Consider the following 12,699-nt stretch of genomic DNA (forward strand, 5'->3'; position numbering starts at 1 on the left):
TTTCGATGAAATAGTACAAGGCGAAAAGCAGGAAGCAATATCAATCTTCGCTTTTCGCCTTGTGCTATTTAGTGAGTTAATGATTGAGCGAATTAGTGATTGATTTAGTTGTGAATTGTCAGTTAGTGAATTGTGAATTTAATATTCATAAAATCACTAAATCATAATTCACTTATTGAAAAAATCACAATTCACTAACTCACAACTAAAAAAACAATCACTAATTCACAACTCACTCAATCACTCAATGTTATGCCTCAGAACTTTTTTAATGAAGAGCAAAAAGTACAGATTGTAAAGGCCATACAGGCGGCAGAATTGAATAGTTCTGGCGAAATTCGATTACACATCGAACAGAATTGCCCTCATCCTAATGTGTTAGACAGAGCCGCCGAAGTATTCCAAACTATTGGTATGACCAACACTGCACAACAAAATGGGGTGCTTTTTTATTTGGCCGTTGACGACCGAAAATTTGCTGTAATAGGTGATAAAGGAATTGATAAGGTTGTGCCTGACGACTTCTGGGAAACAACAAAAGAATTGTTAAGAAGCCATTTTTCACAAGGACTTTTTACCGAAGGTTTTATCAAGGCTATCCACTTGGCTGGCGAGCAATTAAAACATTATTTTCCTTATCAGAAAGATGACACGAATGAATTACCAGACGAAATTTCGTTTGGATAAATAAGCCCAAACCTTTTCTGTAAAGGGAAGGGATTTTTTTATGAAGATGTTTAAGAAACTTTCAATTTATATACTTTGTACTTTCTTTAGTTTATCACTATTGTCTGTACATTTTGTCTTGCACGCTCAGGATATACCTGCCAAACCGAGTCCACAAAGGTTGGTTAATGACTACGCAAGTATTTTAAGTAGTACCGAACGCGAATCATTAGAACAAAAACTTAGAGGATATGCAGATTCCACGTCTACACAGCTAACCATTGTCATTGTAAAAAATACAGGCGAATCTGACCCTTATGATTTTGCGATGAAAATTGCCAAAGATTGGGGCGTAGGACAGAAAGATAAAAACAATGGTCTGGTACTGTTATGGGCAACCGATACCCGTAAAATCAGAATCGTGACAGGCCGTGGCATGGAAGCGACTATTACAGATGCCATTGCCAAAAGAATTATCAACAAGATATTATCTCCAAATTTTAAGGCTGGATTATGGTATCAAGGATTGGATGAGGCTACTACCGAAATGATGAAAAGGGCTTCTGGTGAATACAAAGCCGACCCTAAAGACGATAGTGGAAGTCCTTTTGGTTTTTTAGCGATAGTTTTTGTATTGGTAATCGTAGTACTTATCATCGTTGCTCGTAATAGACGAGGTGGTGGCGGAGGTGGTGGCTTCAATAGTGGTGGCTGGGGCGGTCCAATCATCTTTACTGGAGGTGGTTTTGGCGGAGGACACTCTGGAAATAGTGGAGGCGGAGGTGGCTTCGACTTTGGTGGCTTTGGTGGTGGCGACTTTGGCGGTGGTGGTGCTGGCGGAGACTATTAAGAAAAAATAAATATGTATTCAAAAGGCTTCGTTTCGACGAGGCCTTTTCTATTTAGTAGGCTAGTACAAGAAGTTTCAAGTAATGTTTTGTAATTTTGAAAGATTAGTAAAATAAAAACAGAAAATTCGTGATTGATATTATTGCCCAAGAACTTAATGAAGCACAAATAGTACTTCAAAATTTTATTGCAAATCCAAAGAATCTTGCTGATATTCAGGAGGCTGCCGAAATAATGGCAGAGGCCATTCGTTCAGGAAATAAAGTGATTTCTTGTGGAAACGGTGGCTCACATTGTGATGCCATGCACTTTGCCGAAGAATTGTCGGGGCGTTATCGTGACGACCGCCGTTCATTAGCAGCGATTGCTATTTCAGATGTTTCCCATATTTCTTGCGTAAGTAACGATTATGGATTCGACCATATCTTTTCTCGATTTATTGAAGGCTTAGGAAATAAGGGAGATGTATTATTGGGAATTTCTACAAGTGGGAATTCTGCGAACATTATCAAAGCCGTAGAAGCTGCAAAAGCCAAAGGCATGAAAATTGTATTGCTAACTGGGAAAGATGGTGGGAAATTAGCAGGTAAAGCAGATGTTGAAATCAGAGTACCACATTTCGGCTACGCCGACCGCATCCAAGAAGTACACATCAAAGTAATTCATATTTTGATTTTATTGATTGAAAAGTTGGTAATTTAGTTTAAGATTTGAGGACTTAATGACTGTAAGACTAAAGGACTTTAGATAAGATTTAAAGACTAAATCTATATGTAATACATTTAGTCTTTAAAAATATATAGTGCTTGAGTCTTATAGTCCTTAAGTCCTCAAGTCAGTGCCAAAAGAAAAACCCTAAAGTCTATAGAAACCATGAAAAAAGTCTTAATTATTCTTCTATCAATTATTACTTTATTTTCAGTAATTCTTTTTGCTGTTCCTTTCTTTTTTAAGGATACTATCCAAGCGAAAGTAAATCAAGAAATTCAGAAAAAAGTAAAGGCAAAAGTTTATTATAACGATTTCGACTTGTCTTTTTTCAAACATTTCCCTGCCTTAACGATTTCTCTGAAAGACTTTGGTGTAGTGGGCTACTCGCCATTTTCAAGTGATACTTTGATTCAAGCAAAAGAGTTTTCATTGGCAGCAGATTTAAAATCAATTATTTCTGGCGATAAAGTAGCGATTAATTATATCGCTATTGAAAGTCCCAAAATTCTGATTAAAGTATTACCTGACGGCTCTGCCAATTATGATATTTATAGAACAGACTCACTACAGGTTCAACAAGAAGAAACAAAAACTAAAAGTAATTTTAATGTAGGAATTGACTCTTGGAAATTGACAGACGGACAAATTACGTATGATGATAGGTTGAAAAATACTTTTGTATTACTTCAAAATATTAGCCACGAAGGCTCAGGAAATATCGGTTCAGAAATCTATGATTTGACGACTAATACACAAATAGGAAAAGCCTCAATTAGCTACGGAGGAACGGAGTACTTGCATGAAAAAACGTTGTCGGCCGATATGAAGATTAATATCGACCAAGCTAAAAATAAGTACACGTTCACTAAAAACACTTGGAAAATCAATGATTTTACCCTCAATTTTGATGGCTCAGTAGCCATGCCTGATACCTCAAATATTGTATTAGATATCACCTATGGCTCACCAGAAAACACCTTTAAAAATTTACTTTCATTAGTGCCTAATATCTATACTGACAAGTTTAAAGATGTTGATGCTGATGGTAAGATGAAATTCGATGGTTTTGTAAAAGGAACCATGAATGCCACTTCGTTTCCTACCTATGCCTTCAATTTATTGGTAGAAAATGCCATGTTTCAGTATCCCGATTTACCTACTGCGGTTACAGGAATCAATCTCGATTTTAAGGCAAGTAATACCACCAACGACCTTAATAATTCGGTATTAAATATTAAAAAGTTTAACCTGAATTTGGGTAAAAATCCAATCAATGCTCGTGCTTTGATAGAAGGTTTAGTAAAGTCTAAAGTAGATGCTGACGTAGTAGCTAAAATAGATTTACAGCAAATAGGACAGATATTCCCGATGAAAGGTTTAGCAATGCGTGGTTTATATAGCATGGATTTAAAGGCTAAAGGTACTTATGATACCGTTACCAAAGCTTTTCCGCAGGTAAATGCAGTAATGAGTTTGGTAAATGGCTACATAAAGTCTGATAAATTCCCAGAACCTATTCAAGACTTGAACGTAAAAGCTAATTTAGTTAATACAAACGCTGCTTTAGCCTCTACGCGTTTGGCAATCACTGAATTGAAGATGGTATTAGATGGAGAACCTTTTACGGCTAATGGTGTGATAGAAAACTTCGAGAATTATAATTGGGATATTAAAGCCAAAGGCAAAATAGATTTAACGAAGATTACGAAAATATATCCCTTGGCTGATATGACTTTGAAGGGGAAAATCGATGCTGATATCGAAACCAAAGGAAAAATGTCGGATGTTAAAGCCAAACGTTATGCTAGCTTGCCAACTTTTGGAAAGGCTACTATGCAAGGGTTTGAATTTGTGTCAAAAGAATATCCACAAGGTGTAAAAGTTACTTCAGCTGATATGACTTTTACCCCAACGGCTATTAAAGTGACTAATGCAAAAGGCTTTTTGGGGACAAGTGATTTTGTTGCTGATGGGACATTTACCAATTACATGGACTATGCCTTAAACAATGGTACTGTAAAAGGTAAAATGAACGTAAAATCGCAGAAGTTCAATGTAAATGAATGGATGACTGATAGTCCTAAACCAGTGGCAGGTACTGCAGGAACCTCTGCCCCTTTACAAGTAGTTGAAATTCCTAAAAATATTGAATTAGTACTGGATTCTGATATTGGCGAAGCTCAATACAGTATGATGAAATTGCAAAATATCAAAGGTGCTTTAGTGGTTGGGAACGGTGCTGTAAAAATGCAAAATGTGGCTTTTCAATCATTGGGTGGAAAATTTACTACTAATGGTACTTATAATACCTCAAATTTGGCTCACCCATTATTTGACTTTGCGTTGAACCTTGAAAACGTAGAGATTGCACAGGCTTATCAACATTTGAATATTGTAAAATATTTGATGCCTGTAGCTCAATACTTAATTGGTAATGTAACCTCTAAAATGCAAATAGGAGGAGAATTGGGACAAGATATGATGCCCAAATTGAACACCTTGAGTGGAGATGGTTTGATGAAAGTGTTACAAGCAACAATTTCTGAGAGCAATCCATTAATTCAGAAATTGATTGAAACTACCAAAATTGCTAATTTAAAAAATAGTAAGCTGAGCAATTTGTTAATGCAGTTTGAAATAAAAGATGGAACATTTGCTGTAAAGCCTTTTGATATTAAGTTTGACGATTATAAAATAACAGCTAGTGGTCGTCATGGTCTGACGGGTTCAATGGATTATAATTTACAGATGGACGTACCTTCAGGGAAAATTGGCGAGGCTTTTGGGAATGTATTTCAAAAATGGACTGGCAAAAGTCTACAAGGTGCTGACAGAGTAAAATTCGATTTACAATTGGGTGGAAATCTTAAAAATCCAGTTTTTGGTTTCAATGGAAGTAGCACCGCTAATTCATTAAAGGATGTAGCAAAAGCTACTTTACAGGCACAAATTAATGAACAGAAAGATAAACTCTTAGAAAAACTAAATGTTAAAAAAGATGGTTTGCCATCGCAAGTAATTCTAGACAAAGATGCCATGGAAGCCAAAGCCAAGGCTACGGCTGATAGTATTAAAAAAGTAGCTGCTGATAGGGCTAAAAAGCTATTGGAGGAACAAAAGAAAAGTGTATTAAATGGACTTTTTAACAAAATAAAACCAGCAAAAAAAGATACTGTGTAAGTGACTGGTAATTAGTGATTGGTGATTAGAATTTTAAGTACATTAAACATGAGTATAAAACCGTCAACCCATTTTAGGCAAGCACATACTTAAACAAGGCATCGTATGTTAGGCAATGACAAATGATAATTCACAATTCATCACTCACAATTCACAACTTTTACTTAGGTCTAATCACCAATCACTAATTACCAATTACTAACAAAATGATTACTTTCTCAGCATTGCTTCAGAAGTTTGATAAAAAAGGAGAGAAAACGGGCTGGACGTACTTTGAAATCCCTGCAGATATTGCTCAACAGATTAAAGCAAATACTCGTGTGAGTTTTAGGGTAAAAGGGAAAATAGATAATTTTTCAATAAAATTGACAGCTCTTATCCCAATGGGAGAGGGTGACTTTATTTTACCAATTAACGCAACCATCAGAAAAGGCATCCGAAAAGTTGAGGGAGCGACAGTTCAAGTAAGTTTAGAAGAAGATAAAAGTGAACTGACAATTAATGCGGAGCTATTACTTTGCCTAGAAGATGACGAAAAAGCCTCAAAAGCTTTTCATGCCATGCCCAAAAGTCATCAGTTTTATTATAGTAAATGGATAGAATCGGCTAAAACGATAGAAACTAAAACAAAACGGATTGCAATGACAGTCCAGAGCCTAGCAATGGGTATGGATTATGGACAAATGTTGAGACATTTCCGTGACTTGGGAAAGTAAAATCAAGACCTAATAGGGCGATTATAGATAAAACTCCCTTCAAATCAAATCTTGACTTATACACTTTCTTAATACCATTCTTGGTCTATTCTACCAAGGTATTGTACTACTTTATTCCCTTCTAGAATAGTTTGCAAATCCTCCGCTATGTTGGGGTACATCGCTAAGCTTTTTAAGGTGGCAATCGGTTGCCAAACAACTTCTAAGGCAGAGGTTTCCTTAGGATTTAAAATAGGCGTACCATCAATAATAGTAGCCTTGAAGACACAATGAAGCACATCCGTTTTTTGCTGAGGTAATATCACTTCACCCGCTACCAACATTTCTGCCACCGCTATTTGGATGCCTAATTCTTCTTGTAATTCCCTAATAAGTGTATCTGTGAGGGTTTCTCCAGGGTCTACATTCCCACCTGGTAAATTAAACACATCTGTATCACCATAACGATAACGCATTAATAATACTCTTTCATTTTCAACAATTGCAACACTTGGGCGTACTTTCATAGGGTATTTCTTTATCAACTAAATTTGCAAATAATCATCAAAGATGAAACGGATGATTATTTTTATATCTTAACTTTCTTAGCATTGATAATTTTAATTTTGTTATCATTAAAAATTACCAAATTACCATTGTTTTTCTTCTTAGCTTCAATCATTTTAGAAGCTGATATTTTTAAGCCTTCAACAATTCTATTTTGTAATTCTAAGATTTTATACTTTTCCATGTTGGATAATTTTAAGTTTTGTGAAATCACTTATTTCTACTTCTTCATCTTTCACTTTTTTCATAACCAAAATAGGCATTTTATCTGAGTTATCAAAAAGCATAGTATTATCACACAAAGGTAAATATGTTTCAAATAAATTGTTTATACCTCTTTGATAGCGTCTTTCTATAACATCCTCAGGAATATTATGTCCACCTTCACTTACTCTAATTTTTACTCTCTGTTTTGCGAGCTCAACGCTTTCTAGCCAAAAAAATAAAAGTGTAACGAAATATCCTTTTCCCTGGGCTCTTTGAATGGTTTTAGCGTAAGCTTTTGATGAAAGAGTCGTTTCTAATGCAAAATCTAAATTCTTTTCCAATAATTCATCTATTCGATTGAGCATTATTTTCCCTGCTTCAAGGCTGACTTTTTCTGGCTGAAATGGTGACAATCCCTTGGCAATTTCATCAGCATTGACAAACTCTTTACAATCAAGCACATTTGGTAGAATATAGAATGAAGCAGTTGTTTTTCCAGCTCCATTACATCCAGCAATAATATATAGATTTTTAGGCGTCATTACTTTTATGAAGAGATTATCATTATCTAGCACTATATAGGGGTGAAAGAATATCTTATTGTCTATACTTCAACAAACATAAAACTTAAACGCTTTATTTATATGAAAACCTCGCAAAAAACTTTAATAATGGCTTTATCGCTATTTATCCTTACTTCGCTTTCGTCCTGTTTTATTCATATAGAAGACCCTTTGCCTGCTTATCGAGAACAACAAGAGTTTTTTTATTTAAAAAACTTTGATCAATTAAAGATGGGAAGTGCCTTTCACGTAAATGTTTCCCAAGGGAATAACTATGGGATACAAGCCATTGGTGATGAAGAAGACCTTAATGATTTAGATGTATATTTACGAAACGGCGTTTTGTATGTTGAGTACATAAATTATAGAAGTCGCAGATACAATATGGATATCAACATTACGATGCCAACGTTGAGAAGTGTAGATTTTTATGGTGCTTCCAATTCTTATGTTGAAGGGTTTTCTGTCAAAAACCTAACTGTTTATCTTTCTGGCGCTTCCAAATTGGAAACAGACTTGGATGCTCAGAACTTAAATTTTGACATTTCGGGAGCATCACAATTGGTAATGAAGGGAAATGGAGAAAAAGTAATAGGTTCTGTCTCAGGGGCTTCTCAGGTAAGTAACTTCAATTTTATTACAGATGAACAAACCTTAGATGTCTCGGGAGCAAGTAGGGTAAGAGTAACAGCCTTACGGTTTTTGAGAGTATCGGCTTCGGATGCTAGCAATGTAAGATACAGAGGAACACCGACACTGGAAAGAAGTGTTTCTGGGGGTAGTTCAATTGAAAGAGATTAATTTCTAACCCTAAATTATAAAAAGGGGCAATATATTGTTGCTCCTTTTCTATTTTTGAGGCTGTATCCAATTTCAATAACATAGAGCTCATGCCAAGCATCAAAGATATTACTAATTATTTAGAGCAACTCGCACCACTAGCCTACCAAGAAAGCTATGATAATGCAGGTTTAATTGTAGGGTCGCCCGAAACCACTGTTACAGGAATATTGGCTACGCTCGATTGTACCGAAGATATTATCCATGAAGCGATTAAGCGTGACTGTAACCTTATCGTAGCACATCATCCTATTGTTTTTAAAGGATTGAAACGTTTTAATGGGAAGAATTATGTGGAACGTGCTGTAATGTTAGCTATTAAAAATGACATTGCTATTTATGCTACACATACTAATTTAGATAGTGTAAAAGGTGGTGTAAATTATATGATTGCTGAAAAGTTGGGCTTAGAAAATGTAAGCATCCTTTCGCCTAAAAAGCAAATCTTAAAGAAGTTAGTCACCTTCGTTCCCATCGAAAATACCAAAGCAGTATTAGAGGCACTCCATACCGCAGGGGCTGGACAAATAGGAGAATATAAAAACTGTAGCTTTTCCACAGAAGGAACAGGAAGATTTACCCCTTCGGGTAGTGCCGACCCATTTATTGGAACCTTGAACGAAGCAGAAGAAGTATCAGAAAATAGGATAGAAGTAATTTTTGATACACATCAGGAGTTTCAAATATTGAGAGCGTTAAAAAAAGCACATCCTTATGAAGAAGTAGCTTATTATGTAAGCATTTTAGAAAACGAAAATCAAGAAGTAGGCTCAGGCGTTATCGCAACGTTGCCTGAAAGTTTATCAGAAATTGATTTTCTGAAGGTGTTAAAAACTAAAATGGATTTAAAAGTGGTTCGCCATACCCCGTTATTAGGCAAAGAAATTAAGAAAATTGCGCTTTGCGGAGGAGCGGGTGGATTCTTGCTAAAAGATGCTATCCGACAGGGGGCAGACGTGTTTATTACAGCAGATTACAAATATCACGAGTTTTTTGATGCCGAAAATCAAATTATTATCTGCGATATAGGACATTATGAATCAGAAGTTTATACAAAGGAGTTAATTGTTAGGTATTTGTCTGAAAAATTTAGTAATTTTGCGGTTCTCAAAAGTCAGGTCAATACAAACCCTGTACAGTATTTTTGAATTTAGTTATCAGTGATTTGTTATTGGGCCGAATAGATTAATTATCTTTCCGTAAAATCGACGATATTTAGTCTCGTTTCAACAATAACTTAATACCGATAGCGGTTACACAGATAAAACCGAATATAACCAATGGCAGCAGTAGCAACCGAAACAACCATTGCTCAGAAATTAGAAGCTCTTTTGAAGCTTCAAAACATAGATTCAGCCTTGGATGGCATCAAAAAGATGCGTGGCGATTTACCCGAAGAAGTACGTGATTTGGAAGATGAAGTTGCTGGTATTGAAACCCGTATTAGCAAATTCAACAAAGAAATCGCTATTTTGGAAGAAGACATTACAAAAAACCGTAATGCAAAGAAAGAAGCTGAAAAGTTGGTAAATAAATACAAAGACCAACAAATGAATGTGCGTAATAACCGTGAGTATGATGCAATCTCTAAAGAAATTGAATTGCAACAACTTGAAATGGAATTAGCAGATAAGCGTACGCGTGAATTTGAATTCAAGATTTTGAATAAAAAAGATGACGTTTCTGAAACAGAAACTCGTTTGAATACTCGTAAAAAAGACCTTGATGCAAAAAGAAAAGAACTAAGTGTTTTGATTGCAGAAAGCGAAGAAGACGAGCAAAAATTGATGAGCAATCGTGAAAAGGCTGTAAAATTCGTTGAAGAACGTTTATTACGCCCTTATGATAAACTACGTGGAAATTATCCAAATGGTTTAGCCGTTGTTTTAGTAAAACGTGGTGCTTGTGGAGGTTGTTTTAGTGCAGTACCACCACAACGTCAGGCTGATATTAAAGACAAGAAAAGAATTATTGTTTGTGAACACTGCGGCCGTATTTTGGCAGATGTTGAAGACATCGTTTTCATTTCTAAAAAATAAGCCCTTAGGTTTGCTATCAAAAAAGCCCGTAACATAGTAGTTATGGGCTTTTTTCATATTCATCAACCAATGATTATTGAGTATAATAGCAGACAAAGCCATTAAATATTATTGCATAAATTTCGTTTGTACGATAATAAACTTATTTATTACAATGATACAAGCCTCTTTGAACCTCCCTAATATTATTGCCAATAGGTTTGCTAAACTTATTTCCAAAATCATTTATCTATGTTTTGGAATATATACTTTGTTGTTTTCTTTTCAAGGTAAATCCTCGGATTTCAATATGAATGCATCTATGCAAAAGGCGTATTCAGAAATTTTGAAATTGAAGCTTGCCAGTGGTAGAAGTATTTTGGCCAATGATAAGACTGTCAATGGCGTGAATCCCTATTTAAAGAGTTATGCAGATTTGATAGAGTTGATGATAACAGAAGACAAATCGCTCTATGAAAAATTCATTGACAATCAAGACCAACGATTAGACTTTATCGAAAATCTAGATAAAAAATCTCCTTATCAACGTTTTCTAAAAGCAGAAATACACCTACATAGCGCTTTTGTGAAATTAAAATTCGGACATGAAACCAAAGGCAGTTGGGAAATAATCAAAGCCTACAAGCTTTTGGAAGCCAATGCTAAAGAATTTCCAGACTTTCTGTCCAATCAAAAATCATTAGGTTTACTTCATATTTTAATTGGCTCGACTCCTGAAAATTACCAGTGGGTTATTAAACTAATTGGACTAAAAGGCAATGTAAAATTAGGGTTAAGTGAAATCCAGCATGTTGTTCAGAAAGACAGTATTTTTGGTGCAGAAGCACAGTTGGTTGATTATATTGTTCATGCCTACATTTTAAAATTCAATTCAAAAAAACTCAGTGAGTTCCAGCACTTTATCCATCACCATCAAGATAATTTATTATTTCAGTTTTTGGGAGCAACTACTTTAATGAAAGAAGGTAAAAGCGAGGTAGCTTATAATGTCATCGAAAACTGCCCTGAAGGAAACGAATATGTAGCATTTCCATTTCTGGAATACCTCAAAGCAGATATTTTACTGCAAAAGGGGCAATACCAATTAGCATCAAAAGGCTTTCAAAGTTTTTTGCCTCGATACAAAGGCTTTAACTTTGTAAAAGATACTTATTATAAAATATTTCTTTGTTATTGGCTGAATAATGAAGATGCGAAAGGACGAGCTTTTTTAGAGCGAGTAAAGGGTTCTGGAGAAAATATTGTGGAAGCAGACAAAGCCGCTACTAAATTTGCTGAGAATTTTTTAACAGATAATCCTAAAAAACCTATTAGTCAGAAAATCCTGATGAAAGCTCGTTTGGCTTGTGATGGTGGTTTTTACGACAAAGCTTTGGTAATTTTAGAAAAATATTCTGAGGGCAATTTTGAACTAATTCAAGACCGAATGGAATTTAACTACCGAAAAGGAAGAATTTTGCAGTTATCAAACAATATTCAACAAGCAATTCCTTTTTATGAACGTACTATTGTATTATCTGAACAACAGAACGTATCTTTTGGCGCTAGTTCAGCTTTGCAATTGGGCTATATTTATCAGGCAAAAGGAGAGAAGACAAAGGCAAAAAGCTATTTTGAAAAAGCTATTTCTTATAAAAAACACGAATATAAAAATTCTATAGATAACAAAGCAAAAGCTGCTTTGAATGAATTAGGGTATTGAGGAGTGGGGAGTTTCAAATGATATATTAGCTGTAAAGATTATACCCGCTGATTTTCGCTGATAAGGCGTATCAGCGAAAATTAGCGAAGAAATCTGCAATATCTGCGGAAAATAAATAAGAAAATAAAATATACTAACAGAATAAATAATCAAAACCTAACAATCAAATTCATGAAACTATTAAAGCTATTTTTAATAATCTTTATTTTACAATTTTTTACTCAAAAAGTTAGTGCACAAGCTATCAGCTATTATCCATTCAGTAATCAACTTTCTGTGGCTACCAATCCTACAAAAGTTATTTGGATGGATTTCCGTTTTCAGATGAATTCTTTTATTTCATCTTTGAATACAGAACCTGCTTTGATGGTTAATCTTGGCTATACTAAAAACACCAATATTTATGCTGGTGGCGGAGTGAATTTAGGAATTGTAGCAGCCATTGTCGACAAACAGGATGTCGTAAAAGGCTATTTTGGAAGTGTCGGTATGCGTTCGTATCCTTTTGAAAAGACACCTAAAGTAAGCATTAACTTTGAATTAAGCCCTTATGTGAATTATGACGGAACAGCGGGTACTTTTAGGGCATGGTTAGGAGTAGGATATCATTTCGGAGGAGGCAATAAATAATTTTAAGGTCAACAGAATGGTAAAAACAAAGTCCCTAGCATGATCAAATA

Annotated in this window: 13 protein-coding genes; 10 read left to right on the top strand and 3 right to left on the bottom strand. The window is 35.1% G+C overall.

Annotation, left to right across the window (positions count from 1 at the left end):
* The first annotated feature begins 252 nt into the window (after nucleotides 1-252).
* The 5 genes from AC1RNE_RS15370 to AC1RNE_RS15390 all read left to right on the top strand — a co-directional run bounded on the left by AC1RNE_RS15370 (nucleotide 253) and on the right by AC1RNE_RS15390 (nucleotide 6,122).
* Nucleotides 253-687: a TPM domain-containing protein gene (locus AC1RNE_RS15370; protein ID WP_492801979.1), complete on the top strand. Its 435-nt coding sequence runs from the start codon at nucleotides 253-255 to the stop codon at nucleotides 685-687.
* A gap of 46 nt (nucleotides 688-733) precedes the next feature.
* Nucleotides 734-1,516, top strand: a complete 783-nt coding sequence (locus AC1RNE_RS15375; RefSeq protein ID WP_492801980.1) for a TPM domain-containing protein — start codon at nucleotides 734-736, stop codon at nucleotides 1,514-1,516.
* A gap of 128 nt (nucleotides 1,517-1,644) precedes the next feature.
* Complete coding sequence (lpcA, locus tag AC1RNE_RS15380; protein ID WP_492801981.1) at nucleotides 1,645-2,217, top strand: D-sedoheptulose 7-phosphate isomerase; 573 nt, start codon at nucleotides 1,645-1,647, stop codon at nucleotides 2,215-2,217.
* 171 nt (nucleotides 2,218-2,388) lie between these two features.
* A complete protein-coding gene (locus tag AC1RNE_RS15385; protein WP_492801983.1) occupies nucleotides 2,389-5,406 on the top strand; it encodes a hypothetical protein in 3,018 nt (1,005 codons plus the stop codon).
* A 206-nt stretch (nucleotides 5,407-5,612) separates the two neighbouring features.
* Nucleotides 5,613-6,122, top strand: a complete 510-nt coding sequence (locus tag AC1RNE_RS15390; RefSeq protein ID WP_492801984.1) for a DUF1905 domain-containing protein — start codon at nucleotides 5,613-5,615, stop codon at nucleotides 6,120-6,122.
* 68 nt (nucleotides 6,123-6,190) lie between these two features.
* Here the strand turns inward: AC1RNE_RS15390 and AC1RNE_RS15395 are convergent, their stop codons facing one another.
* From AC1RNE_RS15395 to AC1RNE_RS15405, 3 genes are all read right to left on the bottom strand, one after another.
* Nucleotides 6,191-6,628: an NUDIX domain-containing protein gene (locus AC1RNE_RS15395; RefSeq protein ID WP_492801985.1), complete on the bottom strand. Its 438-nt coding sequence runs from the start codon at nucleotides 6,626-6,628 to the stop codon at nucleotides 6,191-6,193.
* A gap of 62 nt (nucleotides 6,629-6,690) precedes the next feature.
* Nucleotides 6,691-6,852 carry a DUF8506 family protein gene (locus AC1RNE_RS15400; RefSeq protein WP_492801987.1) on the bottom strand — a complete coding sequence of 54 codons (162 nt, stop codon included), beginning with the start codon at nucleotides 6,850-6,852 and terminating at the stop codon, nucleotides 6,691-6,693.
* Entirely contained in the window at nucleotides 6,839-7,417 is a 579-nt protein-coding gene (locus tag AC1RNE_RS15405) for an ATPase (RefSeq protein WP_492801989.1), read from the bottom strand. Before AC1RNE_RS15405 ends, AC1RNE_RS15400 begins: the two co-directional genes overlap by 14 nt.
* 102 nt (nucleotides 7,418-7,519) lie before the next feature.
* On the opposite strand from AC1RNE_RS15405, the gene AC1RNE_RS15410 reads away from it, so the two are divergent.
* The 5 genes from AC1RNE_RS15410 to AC1RNE_RS15430 all read left to right on the top strand — a co-directional run bounded on the left by AC1RNE_RS15410 (nucleotide 7,520) and on the right by AC1RNE_RS15430 (nucleotide 12,649).
* Nucleotides 7,520-8,239 (top strand): head GIN domain-containing protein, encoded by a 720-nt coding sequence (locus AC1RNE_RS15410; RefSeq protein ID WP_492801991.1) that lies wholly within the window; start codon nucleotides 7,520-7,522, stop codon nucleotides 8,237-8,239.
* Between the two features lie 89 nt (nucleotides 8,240-8,328).
* Entirely contained in the window at nucleotides 8,329-9,426 is a 1,098-nt protein-coding gene (locus AC1RNE_RS15415; protein ID WP_492801992.1) for a Nif3-like dinuclear metal center hexameric protein, read from the top strand.
* A gap of 132 nt (nucleotides 9,427-9,558) precedes the next feature.
* Nucleotides 9,559-10,317: a zinc ribbon domain-containing protein gene (locus AC1RNE_RS15420; protein ID WP_309912671.1), complete on the top strand. Its 759-nt coding sequence runs from the start codon at nucleotides 9,559-9,561 to the stop codon at nucleotides 10,315-10,317.
* Nucleotides 10,318-10,471: 154 nt separating this feature from the next.
* Nucleotides 10,472-12,019 (top strand): tetratricopeptide repeat protein, encoded by a 1,548-nt coding sequence (locus AC1RNE_RS15425; protein WP_492801993.1) that lies wholly within the window; start codon nucleotides 10,472-10,474, stop codon nucleotides 12,017-12,019.
* 171 nt (nucleotides 12,020-12,190) lie between these two features.
* Nucleotides 12,191-12,649, top strand: coding sequence for a hypothetical protein (locus tag AC1RNE_RS15430; protein ID WP_492801995.1), 459 nt, complete (start codon nucleotides 12,191-12,193; stop codon nucleotides 12,647-12,649).
* Nucleotides 12,650-12,699 lie beyond the last annotated feature (50 nt).

Source organism: Arcicella sp. GW822-FHT02H01 (assembly GCF_058802005.1).